The 17,423-nt window shown below is 70.0% G+C and carries 14 protein-coding genes, 1 tRNA gene and 1 pseudogene; 7 read left to right on the top strand and 9 right to left on the bottom strand.

The features are described 5' to 3' along the window. Positions 1-44 precede the first annotated feature (44 nt). From Drose_RS36780 to Drose_RS36765, 4 genes are all read right to left on the bottom strand, one after another. Positions 45-2,039 carry a putative bifunctional diguanylate cyclase/phosphodiesterase gene (locus Drose_RS36780; protein WP_260725802.1) on the bottom strand — a complete coding sequence of 665 codons (1,995 nt, stop codon included), beginning with the start codon at positions 2,037-2,039 and terminating at the stop codon, positions 45-47. A gap of 323 nt (positions 2,040-2,362) precedes the next feature. After that, the gene (locus Drose_RS36775; protein WP_260725801.1) at positions 2,363-3,133 is read right to left on the bottom strand and encodes an aminoglycoside phosphotransferase family protein; all 771 of its coding nucleotides are present in this window, start codon (positions 3,131-3,133) and stop codon (positions 2,363-2,365) included. A 288-nt stretch (positions 3,134-3,421) separates the two neighbouring features. Then, positions 3,422-5,581 carry a TerD family protein gene (locus Drose_RS36770; protein WP_260725800.1) on the bottom strand — a complete coding sequence of 720 codons (2,160 nt, stop codon included), beginning with the start codon at positions 5,579-5,581 and terminating at the stop codon, positions 3,422-3,424. Positions 5,582-5,672: 91 nt separating this feature from the next. Continuing rightward, positions 5,673-5,801, bottom strand: a tRNA-OTHER gene (locus Drose_RS36765). 311 nt (positions 5,802-6,112) lie between these two features. On the opposite strand from Drose_RS36765, the gene Drose_RS36760 reads away from it, so the two are divergent. After that, entirely contained in the window at positions 6,113-6,703 is a 591-nt protein-coding gene (locus Drose_RS36760; RefSeq protein WP_260725799.1) for a carboxymuconolactone decarboxylase family protein, read from the top strand. Further along, on the top strand, positions 6,700-7,578 hold the full coding sequence (locus Drose_RS36755; protein WP_260725798.1) for an RNA polymerase sigma-70 factor: 879 nt from the start codon (positions 6,700-6,702) through the stop codon (positions 7,576-7,578). Before Drose_RS36760 ends, Drose_RS36755 begins: the two co-directional genes overlap by 4 nt. 71 nt (positions 7,579-7,649) lie before the next feature. Here Drose_RS36755 and Drose_RS36750 read toward each other — a convergent pair whose 3' ends face one another. Then, positions 7,650-10,235 (bottom strand): cation-translocating P-type ATPase, encoded by a 2,586-nt coding sequence (locus Drose_RS36750; RefSeq protein WP_260725797.1) that lies wholly within the window; start codon positions 10,233-10,235, stop codon positions 7,650-7,652. Positions 10,236-10,277: 42 nt separating this feature from the next. Further along, a complete protein-coding gene (locus tag Drose_RS36745; protein ID WP_260725796.1) occupies positions 10,278-10,937 on the bottom strand; it encodes a Chromate resistance protein ChrB in 660 nt (219 codons plus the stop codon). 277 nt (positions 10,938-11,214) lie between these two features. Here Drose_RS36745 and Drose_RS36740 point away from each other — a divergent pair, with 277 nt between their 5' ends. The 3 genes from Drose_RS36740 (at position 11,215) to Drose_RS36730 (ending at position 13,211) form a co-directional block, all read left to right on the top strand. Beyond that, positions 11,215-11,556 carry an ArsR/SmtB family transcription factor gene (locus tag Drose_RS36740; protein WP_260725795.1) on the top strand — a complete coding sequence of 114 codons (342 nt, stop codon included), beginning with the start codon at positions 11,215-11,217 and terminating at the stop codon, positions 11,554-11,556. Positions 11,557-11,559: 3 nt separating this feature from the next. After that, complete coding sequence (locus Drose_RS36735) at positions 11,560-11,895, top strand: aminoglycoside phosphotransferase family protein (protein WP_260725794.1); 336 nt, start codon at positions 11,560-11,562, stop codon at positions 11,893-11,895. Positions 11,896-12,242: 347 nt separating this feature from the next. Further along, complete coding sequence (locus Drose_RS36730; protein ID WP_260725793.1) at positions 12,243-13,211, top strand: DNA topoisomerase IB; 969 nt, start codon at positions 12,243-12,245, stop codon at positions 13,209-13,211. 123 nt (positions 13,212-13,334) lie between these two features. Here the strand turns inward: Drose_RS36730 and Drose_RS36725 are convergent, their stop codons facing one another. Both Drose_RS36725 and Drose_RS36720 read right to left on the bottom strand, forming a co-directional pair. After that, positions 13,335-14,438 (bottom strand): RNA polymerase subunit sigma-70, encoded by a 1,104-nt coding sequence (locus Drose_RS36725; protein WP_260725792.1) that lies wholly within the window; start codon positions 14,436-14,438, stop codon positions 13,335-13,337. Further along, positions 14,435-14,998, bottom strand: coding sequence for a dihydrofolate reductase family protein (locus tag Drose_RS36720; protein WP_260729943.1), 564 nt, complete (start codon positions 14,996-14,998; stop codon positions 14,435-14,437). The genes Drose_RS36725 and Drose_RS36720 overlap by 4 nt, the downstream gene beginning before the upstream one ends. A 346-nt stretch (positions 14,999-15,344) precedes the next feature. Between Drose_RS36720 and Drose_RS36715 the strand changes: the two genes are divergently transcribed. Next, positions 15,345-15,842: an SPW repeat protein gene (locus Drose_RS36715; protein WP_260725791.1), complete on the top strand. Its 498-nt coding sequence runs from the start codon at positions 15,345-15,347 to the stop codon at positions 15,840-15,842. Between the two features lie 266 nt (positions 15,843-16,108). Next, a pseudogene (locus Drose_RS36710) lies at positions 16,109-16,573 on the top strand (SRPBCC family protein). Here the strand turns inward: Drose_RS36710 and Drose_RS36705 are convergent. After that, positions 16,560-17,105, bottom strand: coding sequence for a hypothetical protein (locus tag Drose_RS36705; RefSeq protein WP_260725790.1), 546 nt, complete (start codon positions 17,103-17,105; stop codon positions 16,560-16,562). The pseudogene Drose_RS36710 and the gene Drose_RS36705 overlap by 14 nt on opposite strands. Positions 17,106-17,423 lie beyond the last annotated feature (318 nt).

Genomic DNA, 17,423 nt, shown 5'->3' with positions numbered 1-17,423 from the left:
GCTGTCACGGCGAGTCGATCATGTTCGTGTCCGCCGCCAAACGGTCAGGACAAACACTGAAGTTCCACATCGGTACCGGACACCGGGGTGGTGTCGGCCGAGCGGGCCGGCTGTCCATGCAGGGTGCCGGTGAGGGCGGCGGGGCTCATGGGGCGGGCGAGGTGGTAGCCCTGGGCGAGGTCACAGCCGATGGCGTGGAGTGCGGCGAGTGTGGCGGCGTCCTCGACTCCCTCGGCCACGACGGTCAGGCCGAGGTTGTGGCCGAGGTCGATCGCTGACCGTACGAGTGCCAGGTTGCTGTGGTCACGGGTCATGTCCTTGACGAACGACTGGTCGATCTTGAGTTCGTCGACCGGTAGTGCTTTGAGGTAGGCCATGGATGAGTAGCCGGTGCCGTAGTCGTCGATCGAGCTTCTCACGCCGAGTTCGCGGATGCGGTGCAGCACCGTGGTCGCGGTGTCGGGGTCGCTCATCATGGCGTGTTCGGTGACCTCGATGCAGAGCAGGTCGCCGGGGACGCCGGTGCGGTGCAGCAGCGCGGCGATCCGGTCGGGGAACGCGCTGTCCAGCAGGGATCGGGTCGAGATGTTGACGGCGACCGGGATGCGGTATCCGGCGTCGAGCCATGCGGAGGTTTGCCGTAACGCCAGGGTGAGGGCCTGGTCGGTGAAGCGGTGGATCAGGCTGGTGGCCTCCAGGACGGGGATGAACTGTGCCGGGGAGATGGGGCCTTTGCTCGGGTGCTGCCAGCGGGCGAGGGCTTCGACGCCAGCGAGCGCGCCGCTTCGTGTGTCGATTTTCGGCTGGTAGTACAGGGTGATCTCGTCGGCGTCCAGGGCGCGCCGCAGGTCGCCGAGCAGGGTCAGCCGGGCTGCGGTGTCCGGGGCGTGGCCGGCGGCGAAATGCGAGAAGCCGCACCGCTGCTGCTTGGCGGTATGGACCGCGATGTCGGCCTGTTGCAGCAGGGTGGCGGTGTCCTGGCCGGGCTGGGCGGTGGCGGCGCCGACGCTGATCTCCAGGTCGATGCTGATGTCACCGACGAGGAACGGGGCAGTGAACGCCTCGGCCAGCCGTGCCGCGGTGGACTGACCGATGTGCGGGTCGCTGCCGGACAGCAGAACCCCGAACTCGTCACCGCCGAGGCGGGCGATGACGTCCTGTTCCAGCACGGCGGCGTTCAGGCGGTCGGCGACCTGGATCAGCAGCGCGTCACCGACATCATGGCCGAGCTGTTCGTTGACGTCGCGGAACCCGTCCAGGTCGACGACCAGCATTGTGGGCGGGCCAGCGCGGCCGTCCGTGCCGCGCCGGTGCCGCGCCCCGCTCAACGCCTGCTGGATGCGGACGACGAACGCCTGCCGGTTCGGCAGGCCGGTCAGACGGTCGATGGCGGCCATCCACTCCACCTGGTGTCGGTATGAACGCATCGACCAGCCGTACAAGGTCAGCACGAGCAGGCTGAGACCGAAGATGAAGACGGTTCCCCACAGCATTTGGCGTGCCTTGCGCTGCGCGGCGGCCAGCTCACGGTTGTGGACGGCGAGATGTTCCTGCTGTTCCTGCAGCACGTCGTCGACGAGTGCTGAGGCCGCCGGCTCGATGTCGTCCTCCAGCAACTGCTGCGCGGCCGGGATGTCATCGGCGTCGAGTGCTGCCAGGTAGCGGTCGATGACGGGTCCGAGTTGCCGATGCCGGCGGGCGATCTCGGCGGCATCGCCGGCGTGTTCGTGGTCGATGGCGGCCATCTCGGCCAGCGCGGCGTCGGTCTCTTGGGTGACTGCCGGTAGATCGTGGCGTTCCTCACCGTCGGGTTCGCGTAGCGACGCCTGGATCAGGGCGGTCTCCCACACCGCCATGTAGGCGGCGTGTTGGTACGCGTCCGTGTTCGCGTTCTCGGTGGTCGAGGCCTGCACGATTCCGGTCTGACGCCAGCTCGCAATCACCGTATAGCCGGACAAACTGACCAGGACGGCGGCGAGCAGTCCGGCCGCCCACCGCGGCGCCGTCCGGCGTCGCGCGGCGGTGCGGGGCCTCAGCATGCTGACCTCCCTGTTGCGCTCATCCTACGGCCGTATGGTCCGGCAATGTCACCATCGGTTTCCGGGCGACTGATCTGCCGATGCGGCCGGTTGCGGATTGGGAGCGTTACGCGCGGCGTCGTCGGGGTTGACTACCGTGAGCACGGGCATACCTTTCCGACCCGCGTTCGCGCGGGCCTTACTCGATTCCCTGGTTCGGACTCGTCGGGAGAGTACGCCTCTCGACGAGCATCCACAGGTTTCGAGCATTGCTCGCCGGCGGGATGCGGCCAGCACCCTGGCGCCACGCCGATGTCGGGACGGCGTAGGCGGATGCCGGGGGATCAGGCAAACAGGTGACGGTGAGCGCGACTCCATCGGATCCGCGCGGCTACCTCATCGAGGACACCGGCTTCCTGCCATGCGACCTGAGGCTGCCGGCCCTCGGCCGCGAGTTGCCGGGCACGCAGCCACACATGGTGTTGCTGGGCGATGACCTCGTCGACGAGACCAGCGGTTGTCGTAAGCCCGTACGCCTCGGCGAATCGCTCCATCCTCTGCCGCCGGTCCGGCGGTGTGGGGTGGCGCAACGAGTGGGTACAGACGTCGTCGTCGCGGAACGGTGCCACGTATTCCAAGGCATAGGCGACGTCGTGGACGGGCGGGGCCGGCCACGCGTAGTCCCAGTCCAGGATGCCTACCGGCTGGGTGCCCCGCCACACCAGGTTCCACGGCCCGAAGTCACCATGACAGACCAGATCGTTTGCGCCGAAGCGGCCGGCACAGCCGGCCCACCCGGACTCGGCCCTGGGACGGAAGCTGCGTACAGCATCGTGGTAATCCCGCAGGAGACGTGCCATCGCGACCAGACCGGCCTCCTCGACGACCTTTGCCCACGCGGCACCGCCCGACTCGCCGTCGATGTAGGTGAGGACCTCCCGGCCGTCCGCGTCGATTCCGAGTAGCCGAGGCGCGTACGGGAATCCGACGCTTTCCAGGTGCTGTAAGAGCTCGTGGATGGTCGGGGACCACGGGTGCATGGGACGGCGCACGGTGTCGCCGATACGTACGACCTGCCGATGCGGGTCGTCCTGGAGCACCTGGTGATCCACCATGCACAGCGACGCTACCGGACCGGGTCGCACTCGCGGTGGCGGTGCCGCTCCCGTCAGGTGCATGACCCGCGGCCCCGCCCCGCTCGCGCGGCTGGTCGAAGCGAACCCCTGATGCTTGTGCGGATGGCCGTGGTCGTCGGTGTGGATGCCGTGTCCTATGCGGACACGTGCCCGCCGGCCGCGACCCGAGGAGAGCGCGGGCGCTGAATACCAGATCCTCCGCTTGCGCGGAGGTCCCGAATCGAACGGAATAGCAGGAAGCGCCCGCATGGCCTCGGCTGTCGCGGCTCAAGCAGGAATCAGCTCACCGAGCCGATCCAGTGTATACGCCTCCGATCCGTCCGGCAGGTCCTCGGGCGCCTCGATGCCGATGAACGTGACCGGCTCGTCCGGCAGCGGGCCGTTCCACATCATCACCTCGGCCCGTGTGCGCCACCGGTCGACAAGGTAGGACACGGTGAGGTAACGCCGCTCCATCAGTGCTCGTACGCGGTCGGCGGTGTTGAACGTGTTCTCCTCCACCCGGTTGAACGACGGCCTACCCCGCAGGTACAGGTGCAGCCACACGGCCTGCCAGCCACGCGGGCCCTTGGCGAACACCATCGGCAGCGCGACGCGGCCCTGGCCGCGCATGTGCGAACGCGCCCGCACGGTCCGTGCGTCGAACGGGGCGCCGCGCTGGTCTCGTGTGCGTGTCTGGTACCCGAACATCGACTCGGCGACCTCGTCGAACGACTCGCCCGCATAGATGTACACCTGTGGAACCACATAGTGCCCGCCGACCGTCAAAGGCACGTCGATGAACTCGGTCGCACCGTTCTTCGCGTCGGTGAGGTCGCCGGAGTGCACCACGCCGTCATGGTGATAGTTCGTCCAGGACACCTGGCCCGCGGTGCGGAAGTCGGCGTCGAGCAGCAGCACCGAAAGGTCGTAGTCGGTGCGCCGGCTGGTCTGGCGCCAGTATGTGAAGAAGCGCAGCAGCTCACCGGAGACCGACGCCCGCGAGCCCCTCGGCAGCACCGCGAACCCGTCTTCGGCCGCCTTTCCGGACAGCGGCAGGGCGACGTCGAGCACCTCCGGGTCCACCACCAGCGGTCGCTGCGGCTCCGGCAGCCGGGCGCTGATTTCCGCGTCGAGCAGCATCGACAACTCGGCCACCAGCTCGGCCGGCAGCGGTGGCCGCTCGTCCGGCCCGACCCACGCGCGCCGCGAGCGGTTCACGTACATCCGGGCGGACGCGGGCGTCAACCGGTTGCCGACATGCTCCCGCAGCGAGCACAGCACCCGGCCCGAGGCCGAGCCGAGCGCGTCCGTGACCGCTTCGACCACAACGGTCCGCTCCGATGCCGACGCCAGCCGCAGCAGCCGGTCCGCGGAGCGCAGGAGCAAGCCCGGCGCGGCCGACAGCACCGACGCGGCCGGGCCGACGGCTCCGGCGCGGATCGCCGCCTCCGCGCGGCCGGCGAGGTTGTGTGCCCGCCGCTCGCCACGCGCGACTGCGAACACCTCCCGCGCGTGCGGCCACTCGGCGTACTCGTGCGGGTGCAGCCGCTCCCCGAGCCGCTTCCACCGCTCCGCGTAGCGCCCGACGTCACCGAGCTTGTCCGGGCTCGCCCCGACGACCTCGTTCAGCGCGGCCAGCAGGATCCGCCGTTCCCGGCGCCGGAAGGCACGAAAACGCGTGGGTGTGACGAGCGAGGTGTCCCCGCCGGAGGCCTGGCAGGCAAGGCGCAGCACGTCGGTCGTGGTGTCCACGGCGACCAGCGACCGGCCCAGGACGAGCCGGATCGCGTTGAGCACGGCACGGTTCTCCCGCACCGGGATCTGCTCCGGCTGCGCTCCGTCGACGGAGGCGACTGCGAGCTCGCTGAGGATCGCGAGGTCCGCCTCGCCGTGTGGCGTCGAACTACCGGCCAGGGCCAGATAGAGCCGCTCTGCCTCCACGTCGGCGGTGTCGCCGAGCCGCAGCAGGGTCACCCGGTCACCGGCCGCGGCGATCAGCGCGTCGTGCGCGGCCAGCAGCTCCGCGTAGGTGTGCCGGTAGGTGCCGTAGCCCGGCAGGTCGAGCAGGTTCACGCCACCCGAGGCGACCGCGTCCCGCAGTTGCGCGTCGGTCGCGTCGCCGCCGCCGGTGCGGACGGCCGCCCGCAGCCGCTCCGTCCAGAACTCGACGGTGTCCGGCACGTCGTGCGGGAAGCCGATGAAATAGGCGTTGTGCCGAACATGGTCGCCGACCAGCTCACGCACCGCGGACACGACCGTGGCGGCGAGGTCCAGCGCCGGCCCGGTGGCCAGGGCACCGACGTGTTCCAGCAAAGCCCGCGACGCCGAGAACCCGACATCGAGCAGCGCCGCATCCAGTTGCCGGGCCACCGGCGTGCTGTCGCCGGCCGCGCCGGTGCTCGCCGGCACGCGCAGTGTCTTCTGAATGATCAGCTTCTCGATCACGCGGCCCTCCGTTCCGCTGGTGGTGATCCTCGACCGTGCGGCAGACCGGAGGCCCACCGGGGGCCGACGCCGGCTCGCAGCCACGGCACAGTGGGTCGCCGGGGATTCGAACCCCGAACCCTTCGGTCCAACAAGAAGAAGGAAGCGCTGCCATAACCGCACGGGCGGAGAGCGGACGCGCTACTCAGCCGAATGCTCTAACCAATTGAGCTAGCGACCCGGTTGCCGATCTTCGCACAGGCCGGATCGACAGGGCCATCGAGTTTCGGTAGGTGAGTCGATCGGCCGATTTTCACGAGATACGTTCAAAACACCTGTTCGACCGCAATCCGCGCCAGTAGCTGACTCGGTCGGGCCGGCGCGCGTACCGGCGTCGCTGACCGCGGGAACGCTGGTCATCGCGAACCCACCCGTTGCCGGCGACATGCTCGGCGTTTCTCCCGCTCGATGTCACATCCGCGGCCCGGCCGGTGTCTCCATGGGTGACGACCTACCGACCCGTCGGCACAAGCCACCGACACAGGAGGAGACATGGAGCACACGACCCGCATCCCCCCGGCCGAGATCACCGGCGTCAAGGGAGCGCTGATCAAGCGGATGATCGAGAAGAAGCTGGGCAAGGTGCCGACGGCTATGGGCGTCTACTGGCACAACCCCAAGGTGCTGTTCGCCAGCTTCGGCCTCGGCGGCAAGCTGCAGAAGTGGGACGCCTGCGACGAAAACCTGAAGTCGTTCGCCCACATGGCGGTCGCGTCGCTGGTCGGCTGCACGTGGTGCCTTGACTTCAACTACTTCGAGACCCGCAACAAGGGGCTCGACGTGGAGAAGGCGCGCGAGATCCCGCGGTGGCGGGAGGCGGACGTCTTCACTCCGCTGGAGCGGGATGTCCTGGAGTACGCCGAGGCGATGAGCCAGACACCGCCGACCGTGACCGACGAGCTGGTGGACCGGCTGAACGCCGAGCTGGGACCTCCCGCCGTGGTCGAGCTCACCTCGGTGATCGCATTCGCGAACATGAGCACGCGTGGCAATGTGGCGCTCGGCATCGAGTCCGACGGCTTCGCCGCCGCGTGTGGCTTGAAGCCGCTGGCCCAGCGACCGGGAGTAGCGTCCGCGTCATGAGCGAGGACCCCTTCGTCGCCCATCGCAGCCTGCTGTTCACCGTCGCCTACGAGATGCTCGGCTCGGTCGCCGACGCCGAGGACGTGGTGCAGGAGACCTGGCTGCGGTGGGCAGGCTTGGTCGACGCCGAGCGCTGCGAGGTCCGGGACCCCCGGGCGTACCTCGTGCGGATCGTGACCCGCCTGTGCCTCAACCGGCTGCGCACGCTCGCGCGGCAGCGCGAGGAGTACGTGGGCGAGTGGCTGCCCGAGCCCCTGCTGACGAGCCCGGACGTCGCCGAGGACGTCGAGCTGGCGGAGAGCGTGTCGATCGCCATGCTGGCGGTACTCGAGACGCTGCTACCGGCGGAGCGCGCGGTCTTCGTGCTCCGTGAGGTCTTCGATGTGCCGTACGACGAGATCGCCGAGGCGCTGGACAAGTCGCCGGCGGCGGTGCGCCAGATCGCGACGCGGGCCCGCAAGCACGTGGCGGCGCGCCGGCCGCGGATGTCGGTGAGCCGCACCGAGCAGGAGCAGGTGGTCGAGCGGTTCCTCGCCGCGCTGACCACCGGCGACGTGCCCGGACTGCTCGCGGTGCTGGCGCCCGACGTGCTCGTCGTGGGCGACGGCGGCGGCCTGGCCCCGACCATCCCGAAGCCGGTCCGCGGGGCCGCGAAGCTCGCCCCGGTGATGGCCCGCTTCGCCGAGGTCGCGCCCGGCGCCAGCGCTTTCATCGTCGATCTCAACGGCGGCATCGCGGCGCGCATCGACCCCGGCGGCGAGAACGACACGGCCGTGTCGTTCGTCATCGAGGACGGCCGGATCACCCGGATCTACGCGATCCGCAACCCGCAGAAGCTCGAGCGGCTGGGCAAGGTGGCCGAGCTTCGACGGTGAGTCCACGCTTACGCATGCTCGCCTGCCGATGACTCTGTACCTGACACGAGCGCTGCCGTGCGGGTGTCAGTTCATAGTCGGGCGGTGAAGCGCAGTAGCCGGCGCGTGATCGTGGCGGCGACGATCGCGGTGAGGACGGCGGCGCCGACGCCTGCGAGCGCCGCCGCGGACGGGGCACTGAGATGGATGAGCCGGCCGGCCGGGGTAAGGGCGACGATGAATCCCGTGAGCGTCGCGATGGCCGCCCAGGCGGGGAAGGCGGGGTTGGCGCGCCAGGACAGGCCGGGGCGGGTGCGCAGCGTCCAGGCGATCGCGGCGTGTCCGGCGAGCCAGCCGAGGATGGCCGCGGCCCGTGCCGCGCCGAGGTGGGTATGGGCGAGCAAGAGATAGCCGGGCAGGGTGGCGACGGTGAGGGTGGCCGCGACAGCGGCGAGGGCGGCGAGCTCGGGCCGGTCGAGGAACCGAGCGCCGGGTGGACGGGGCGGCTGGCGCATCGCCGCAGGAGCGGCGGGTTCGGCGATGAACGCCACGGAGGCGCCGAGGTCCATGAAGACCTCCAGCAGCACGATGTGGACCGGGTCGAACGGGACCGGCAGCCCGCAGGTGAGGGCGGCGAGCAGGACGATGACGAGGGCGAGCTTCGCGCCCAGATAGAAGGCGACCGCGCGGCGGAGCTGAGCGCTGATGTTGCGACCCTTGGCGATCGCGGTGACGACCGTGGGGTAGGCGTCGTCGGTGAGGACGAGGTCGGCGGCGGCGCGGGCCAGGTCCGCGCCGCGGGCGCCGAGGGCGATCCCGACGTCGGCGGCGGCGAGAGCGGGGGCGTCGTTGGCGCCGTCGCCGGTGACCGCGACGATCTCGCCGCGCTGCTGCAGAGCGGTGACGACGCGGTGTTTCGTGGCCGGCGTGGCTCGCGCGACGACGGCGCCGTGGGTGAGCAGGGGTTGCAGGTCGGCGTCGGGGAGCTCGGTGAGGTCGCCGCCACGGGGGATGGAGCGTCCGGCGGTGAGACCGGCTTGGGCGGCGATGGCGGCGGCGGTGTCGGGGTGGTCGCCGGTGACGACGATGGTGGCCACGCCGGCGGTGGTGAGTGCGGCGACAGCTTCGGCGACACCGGGGCGTAGCGGGTCTGTGAAGGTGGCCAGCCCGACGTAGGTGAGGTCGGTTTCGGCGGCGTCGCGGTTCTGGGGAATGCCCGGCAACACACGTTCGGCGAACGCGATGACCCGCAGACCCTGCCGGGCCAGGTCATGGACGTGCGCGTCGAGCTTCGCCCGCTGGGCCGGGTCGAGCCGGCAGCGGCCCAGGATGGCTTCGGGCGCACCGGCGACCGCCAGCCACACCCCGCCCGCATCACGGTTGGGCTGCGGACCGATGTTCGGGTTGGGGTGTGCGCGGGAGACGAGCTTGCGGTGCGGGTCGAACGGGAACGCGACGAGGTCTTCGGCCGGGTCGGGCAGGCCGAGCCGATGTGCGGCGCCGGCGAGCTGGGTCTCCATCGGATCGCGGGCGGCGCCGGGCCGCGGTTGGGTGGCCAGCGCGACGGTGAGCACGTGGCGCCGCTCGCCGTGGATGTCGCCGAGGCGGAGCTGGTGCTCGGTCAGGGTGCCGGTCTTGTCGGTGACGACGACGGTGACCGCACCGAGCGTTTCCCCGGCCCGCAGCCGGCGCAGCAGGGCGCCGTGGCGGGCCAGTTGCCGGCCACCCACGGCGAGCAGGACGACGACGAGGATCGGCAGTTCCTCGGGCACGGTGGCGAACGCGACGGTGAGCCCGGACAGGATCATGTCTTGCAGCGGCTGCCCGGCCAGCAACCCGACGACCGGGACGAGGATGCTCGCGGCGATGGCCAGCACGAGCACGGCGCGGGCGAGCTGGGCCAGGGTGCGCTGCAGCGGGGTCGGGGGTTCCTTGGCATCGGCGACCAGCTTGCCGAGCCTGCCCAGTTCGGTGCGGGCGCTGGTGGCCACGACCACGGCGGTGCCTTCGCCGGCCTGCACGGCGGTGCCCGCGTACAGGATGCTGGCCCGGTCGGCCAACGCCGTGTCTGCGGGGACCGGGCGCGGGTCTTTGCCGACCGGGTGGGCTTCGCCGGTGCGGGTGGACTCGTCCACCCGCAGTCCCCGCGCGGCGAGCAGCCGCGCGTCGGCCGGCACGAGATCGCCCGCAGCGATCTGGATGACGTCGCCGGGGACGAGGTCGGCCGCGGGGACCGGCCGGCCGGCGGTGAGGCGGGCGGTGGGAGCGCTCATCGTCCTGAGCGCGTCGATGGCGCGGGCGGTGCGCATCTCGGTGGCGGTCTCCAGCACGGCGACCGCGGCGATGACGACCGCGATCGCGACGGCGTCGGACAGTTCACCGAACAGGGCCGAGAGCACCGCGACCGCGATGAGCAGCAGTTGCAGCGGCTCGGTGAACGACTCGGCCAGCTCCGGCAGCCACCGCTTCGGCTTGCGGCTGGTCACCGTGTTCGGCCCGCAGCCGGCCAGCCGTGCGGCGCGCTGCGGTTCGGCCAGCCCGTCGGGTGTGCTGTCCAGCGCGGTCAGTACGTCCGGCACGGTGACGGCGTGCCAGGCCAGTGGCTGATCGGTCAGCGATCCCGTGAATCCCGCGGATCCCGTGGATGCGCTCGTGATGGCGATCGGCGCGTCGGTCATGGCTCCTGTCTCCAGCGGCCGTGCACCACGGCGGTGCGGCGGTCAGGTGTGGTGCTGTGGCCGGTGATCAGCCGGAGCCGGTCGTGACGGGGTGTCAGTGCCGGCGTTCGTAGCGGCGTTGGTGGTGGCGGTGACGCTCTCGCCGGCTTCGGCGCGCAGTGCGGCGTTCTCGAACTCGGCGAGTGCCGTGGCGCATCGCGTGACCGCCGCTTGTGCCGCCGTCCGGCCCGGAGCATCGAAGTAGTCCCGAGCTTCGATCTTGGACAGCCAGGTGCGGAACCGGTCCAGGTCGGCCTCGGACTCCTCGACCTCGGCGTACGTGGCCCGGCCGCGTTCGGTCTCGGTGGCGATCTCCTCGAGCAAGGCCGGGGCCCGTTGCAGCACCTCGGCGTACTCCTCGTCACGGGCCGCGTTGAACTCGGCCACCACCTCGGCGTACTCGGCCGGATCCGGGAGGGCGACGCGAAGCGCCCGGCCGGTGCCGCCGTCGGAACGGACCCGCGCCAGCAGCCGGCGCACCTCCCGACGCACCAGCTCCCGGTCCGGTAGCAGGCACACCGACTGCTGCAGATACAACGCGCCCAACGAGCGCAGCTTGCGCCACACCGCCATCCGCAACCCCGGTGATCCACCCGCGGTTGAGACGCTCACCAGCACAAACGCCTCCCTGGCGGGCTCCGGCTCGACGTCGTGCTCATCCATGTTACGAGCGTAACGCACACCCGGTACACTCGTCCCATCACTGCCGGAGGCCGTGCGGACGCTGCTCGGACGACGTGGGTGCACGGCGGTTCGGCGAGCACGTGAACCTGTCGCTGCGGGACCTGATCGGCCACTCCGGTGTCGTGGTCACCGCAGGCCGGCCGCTCCTTGATCTTGTGCCGCGGGCCATCCGCCCGGCGTTGCGATCGTCATCCGGCAAGACCCGCTCGATTCCTGTCGGCTTGACACGTGCTGATATGGGAATATGATGGCGATCATGGCACGAGCAGCGACGACGTCGGACGTCTTCAACGCGATCGCCGAGCCGCAGCGCCGGGAGATCCTGGCGCTGCTGCGGGCGGGTGAGCGTCCGGTGACCGAGTTGGCCCGGGAGTTGGGGATGACCCAGCCAGGGGCGTCCAAACACCTGCGGGTGCTCCGGGAGGTCGGGCTGGTGCGGGACCGCAGGGCAGGCAAGCAGCGCCTGTACGGCCTTGACGCCCGTGGGCTGCGGCCGGTCCACGAGTGGACCGGCGGGTTCGAGCGGTTCTGGAACGAGAGCTTCGACCGGCTGGACGCATACGTGCAGGACCTGAAGCAGGCAAGGCGGGAGGAGTAGCTGATGAGCGTGACGGGACGAGGAGCGCCGGCGCGGTCCGCGGCGGCCGACCGCGAGATCGTCATCTCCCGGGGCGTCGACGATGACAAGATTACCGGCGTGATCGACTGGTCCGAGGCCGCCCAGGGCGATGCCCTGTACGACCTCGCCGTCTTGACGCTCGGACACGAGGAGCACCTTGACGACGTGGTCGCCGGCTACGGCACCGATGTCGATCTCGACGTGATCCGCGGATGGTGGTCGTGGCGCAGTCTGGTGGCGGTCCGCTGGCTGGTCGAGCACGGCTTCGACCCGTCCTTGCCAGGCTGCGAGTTCGACGTGTTGAGATCGCGGATGTGAGGCTGCGCGAGCCCGACGGCCACGAGCGGCGACGTTGAGGGCGCGGCTGGACATGCCGTGGTCACCGATCGCCGCGAAGGCGCGGTTGTCGTGGCTCACGACCGGTGCGCGCCATCGCCAACGTTGTATGCGCCGCCAAGCGTGGGCATCCGGATCCGGCGTCGGCACCGATACGGGTGCGGGCGGTGGGCGCGAGCACCGCCGGCGCGGCCCGGAGCGCAGCTTCCCGAGGACGCCGGCTGCGCTCGTCCACCGCGCTGACGTGTCGGGATCTTGTCGTCGTCGGCGCTGGGACCGTCCGTACCGGATTTCGGTTTGACGTTGAGATCGACGGGTATCGCCACGCCATGCGACTTCGACGCAGCCGTCCGGACCGTCCTGGCTTCGGCCGGCGCCGATCCGGCCGAAGCTTCGTCTACCTGGGCACCGACGGTCGGCGGCTCGACGATCCCGGCGCCGTCGAGCGGATCAAGGGCCTGGTTATCCCGCCCGCGTGGCGGGACGTCTGGATCAGCCCGGACGATCGGGGCCACATCCAGGCCACCGGCGTGGATGCCGCCGGGCGTACGCAGTACCTGTACCACCCGCAGTGGCGTGAGCATCGCGACCGCGCGAAATTCGACCATGTCCTCGACGTCGCCGAGCGGCTTCCGGATCTGCGGGACCGGCTGCGGCGCGATCTCACCCACGGGCACGGGCTGGGACACGACCGAGTACTCGCCGCCGTCGTCGGGCTGCTCGACCGCGGCGTGTTCCGGGTCGGCGGTGCCTCATCGGCCGACCGCGACGAGGACCCTTCCTACGGACTGTCGACGCTGCGCCCCGACCATGTGCGCAGTCGCCGCGGCTGCGTGGTGCTGGAATTCACCGGCAAGTCCGGCGTGGAGCACGCCACAACGGTCGACGACGGCGAGATCTGCGTGGTTCTGCGGGACCTGCGTCGGCGCCGCCACGGCGAGGACCGGCTCTTCGCCTACTGGGACCCGCACGCACGCCGCTGGCATGAGGTCGTGGCCGCCGAGATCAACGAGTACCTGCGCGAGATCAGCGGCGAGTCCATGACGGCGAAGGACTTTCGGACCTGGCACGGCACCGTCAAGGCCGCCGAAGCCCTCGACGACGCCGGCACGCGGTCGACCGGAGCCGGGCGCCGCAGGGCGGTGGCACAGGCCATGCGTGAGGTGGCCGAACTGCTGGGCAACACGCCAACGGTCGCCCGGGCCTCGTACGTCGACCCCAGGGTTGTCGAGGCGTACGAGGCCGGCGCAACGGCCAGCACCGAGCGTGAGGTCCGCGAACTCCTCGAACGGACCTGAACGGACCTGAACGGCGGGCTCAACGACAGCGGGTCGGCCCATCCGGCCGCTGCGCGGCAACCAGTATCGACCCGCCGCGCTGGCCTCGGACTAGGAACGTCACGCGCGTTCATCGTCAGATCGTTAGCTGCCGTTGATCGGTGGTGGACTGGCGTGGAGGGGCAGGCTGTCGGGGAGTCGGAAGGCGGGGAAGAGTTCGGGGCCGAATTGTGCGAGGTCGGTGAGCAAGCCCTGGTGGATGGTGACGACGGAGAGAGAGAAGGCCCGGTAGGCAGGTTCGCCGGGGATGTGGATGTAGGTGGCTGCGGCGGGTTGCCGGTTGGCTCTGGTTGCCAGCATCCGCATGCGGATGGAGTGCGTGCCGTGCAACGCCGGCGCCCACCGTTCGAGGATAGTCGCGCGTCCGGCGTACCAGGTGGGTTCTGTTCCGTAGTGGCCGCCGGCGCCCGGCTGGTGGCTGACCCGAGCGGTCGGTGCGAGCAGCGTCGCGAGGGCTTGGTCGTCCGCGGCCTCGATCGCGCGCATGTAGCGGTTCAGCAGTGTGGCCTCCTGCGCGGTGACGTTGGTGTTGCGGCGCCACTGGCCCCGGTCGGTGCCGAGCCGGCCCCGCAGGGTCGTACGGGCGCGCTGGAGTGCGCTGTTGACCGCGGGCACCGACAGGCCGAGCAGTTGCGCGCACTCTGCGGCTGGCCAGCCGAGCACGTCGCGCAGGATCAACGCGGCGCGTTGAGCCTCCGGGAGGAACTGGAGGGCGGCGATGAGCGCCAGTTCGATCGTCTCGCGGGTCACGGCTGCCGCGGCCGGCTCGGCAGCGGTGTCGGCAGCCTCGTCGAGGAGGCTGTCAGGATAGGGCTGCAACCATGACACCGCGACCGGGGCGGGCACGTCGGTGTCGTCGGCGGGCGCGGCCATGAGCAGTCGGCGCCGCCGCTGTTGGCGCGCCAGAAGATCGAGGCATGCGTTCGTGGCGATGCGGTGCAGCCAGGTGCGCATGCTGGCGCGGGCCTCGTACTGGCCGATGGCCTGCCAGGCGCGAAGCAGCGTTTCCTGGGCCATGTCCTCGGACTCCTCAAGCGAGCCGAGCATGCGGTAGCAGTGCAGCCGCAGATCAGGCCGGTAGCGTGCCACCAACTGCGCGAAGGCCGCGTCCTCGCCGCGGCGGGCCGCACGGACCAGATCCGCTTCCTCGACCGCGTCCGGGCCGGTGCTGGCGCTGGGCCGCGTCACGACGGGCTTCCCTGCGGACCCGTAGCCCTCACCGGCCGGTACACCAGGTAGATCACCCCATGCGGGAGAGGGCGGCAGTCCCGCAACTCCAGCCGCGTCGTCGGTGATCCCCCTGGGAACAGCCTGCGACCGGACCCAACCACGATCGGGTCGAGCGTGATCCGCAGCTCATCGAGGAGGTGTTCGTGCAGCAACCCCCGGACCAACTGGGCACTGCCCGGCACCAGGACGCTGTGCTCCTGTTCCTTCAACGTGCGCACCACCTCGACGAGATCTCCGTCCAGCACGGTGGTCTTGTTCCATCCCGCCTCCGACAGGGTCCTGGACAGTACATACTTCTGGATGTTGTTGGTCGCGTCGGCGAGCGGGACCTCGCTCGGCTGGCGTGGCCAGTACCCGGCGAAATCCTCATAGGTCTGGCGACCGAGCAGCATGGCTGTGGCGCCGGCCATCTGCTCTGCGAGCATGGTGATGCTCTCCTCGCTGGCATACGCCGGGTGCCATACCTGCGGCGCTTCCATGACCCCATCAAGCGTCAGGAACATCGATGCGTAGATCATGCCCACTCGTGGCTCCTTGTCCGTGTTCCGTCGACGGTTGCCGACGCCACCATTGACGGCACGAGCGGCCAGAACTCATCGCGGCCACCCACAGCCTGGCACACGACCGACGTTGCCAGGCGGCGTTGCGGCCGGCACCGGCGACCCGGAACACGGCAAGGTCACCAGGGCATGCGGCGGAAACCGACCTTCTCGTCGAGATCAGAACCCCGGACAACCCCGCGATTCACTTCGTCATGGCCTTGACGGACGGGCCGCTTCGTCACCGACGTAACCGCGCCCGCACTTCAGGTTTGTTCGGCGCCAGATCGGCTAGTGCTCCATACCCGGAGTGAGGGAGTATGTGATGACTCGCCCAGACGCCGAAGGCTTCACCGCACATGGCAGCTCGCAACGAGGCGGTGTCGGCGGAGCCCGAACGGCAATCCAGGAACGACCCGACGTTGCCGCCCTGCGAGCCCGGTACGATCAGGCCGCCGAGACGCCGACGTCACAGTCGGTCGATGGGTTGATGTTCCTGTCCGGAGTATTCCTCGCGGTCTCACCATGGGTCGTCGGGTTTCGATCCGCCGAGCGCGACCTGGCCATCAACAACCTGATCATCGGGATCGTCGTCGCGCTGCTCGCAGCGAGCTACGCGACCGTGTACGGCCGCACGCACGGCCTGTCGTGGGCACCGGTGCTCCTGGGACTGTGGACCATCGTGGCACCCTGGGTCATCCAGGGTAGCGACGTCGCCGGCGGCACCGTGGCCACCAACGTCATCACCGGAGTGCTGATCACGGCGTGCGGCCTCGGAACGATGCGGATGGGGCGTGCCGTCGCATCGCGCACATCCCGGTAGCCAGCCGGTCCTGGCGGCCGGACGCCCCTAGGGTGAGCGGCTGCTCATTCGACCGTGCCGCCATGCCTCGACGTCTTCGCCACAATCGCCGCACCGGCGGCGATTAGCACCCGGGCGGCGATGAGCAGCAGCATGCTCGCGGACGTTGAAATCCCGATGGCCTGGTGCCGATCAGGATGCTGCGTGGCGAGTGGTACCGGAGGATGAGACGTTACACGCGGCCGTTACTGGGCACGTTTGGCGAGGACTACCGTAGGGAGGTTGTGATGAGTACGGTCACAGAGTCCATCGACGTCCACGTGCCGGTGCACACAGCGTACAACCAGTAGACGCAGTTCGAGTCGTTCCCGCAGTTCATGGGCGGTGTCGAGGAGGTCAGGCAGCTCGACGACCGGCACACGCACTGGGTGACCAGGATCGGCGGTGTACGCCGAGAGTTCGACGCCGAAATCACCGAACAGCACCCGGACCAGCGGATCGCGTGGAGGAGCACCGGCGGCGAAAGCAAGCACGCCGGTGCGGTCAGCTTTCAACCCCTCGGAGAGCAGGACACCCGCGTTACCGTCGAGATGGGCTGGGAGCCATCGGGCATCGCCGAGAAGGCCGGCGACACCCTCGGCATCGACGAGCGGCAGGTGAAGGCCGACACCAGGCGCTTCAAGGAGTTCATCGAGCAGCGCGGCGACGCCACCGGCGCATGGCGCGGCGACATCCCGCCTACGGGAGCGTAGGAGGCCCGCCCGACGCGCGTGAGCGGCGCGGCGGGCCGACGCCGAAGCGCCGGCCGCCGCACAGCGCGGCGTGGCGTTGCCCTGGGCCCATACCGTCGCGAGCGGCGAGGGCATCGGCGACAGCACCGGTGACGAACCCGTAGATGGTCTTGTGGAGGACATCAGCAGCGAGTTCACGGCGCGGCCAGGTCTGTGGCGGGGCACCCACCCCGGTGGCGTTCTCCAGAATCTGGTCGTTGGTCAGGCGTGCCACCGTGAACATGCCCGACGCGACGGGTCCCCGCAACCCGGCCTGTGCCATGACGCTGCGGAGCACGCCCACGAATACGCCCTGTCCGTAGTGCATCGCCAGGTTCAGCGACCGCTGGTACTTGTTCCGTTCCGGCAGACCTGTCAAACGGGCCAGCACCCGCGCCGGCACGTACGAGTCCGGCCGCCCGGTGAGCCGCTGCTCGACCTTCTCCGCCACGGTCATCACCGCCGCGCCGGCCAGACCTGAGACCAGGCCCTGCCATACCGCTCGCTTCAACATGCGCCCGGCTTTACCCACCGGTAATGCTCGTATGCCGGGAAACGAGAGTCCGCCGAGTAGCTGAGCCCGCTCCTGGCACGCCGCGCCGCATGCCGTGGGGTTCGCTCAGCGCGTCCTTGAGTTTGCGGGCCTGCGCCGGTTCCAGCGCGGTCACGCCGCGTGGACGACCGTGCGCGGCAGAAGAGGTACCGCTTCTACCCGCACTCCGACAGATCCATTTCGGCGCGGCGGTCGGGCCGGCGGTCGCGGGGCACCGCAACGCGTCTGCTCTCCCCAGCATTCATGTCGGGTCCGGATCGGCGGGCCGCTCTGCGTGGG

Source organism: Dactylosporangium roseum (assembly GCF_025264685.1).
Taxonomy (GTDB): Bacteria; Actinomycetota; Actinomycetes; order Mycobacteriales; family Micromonosporaceae; genus Dactylosporangium; species Dactylosporangium roseum.
The sequence above is the reverse complement of the archived record's forward strand: the minus strand, read 5'-3'. Positions and strand labels throughout refer to the sequence as shown.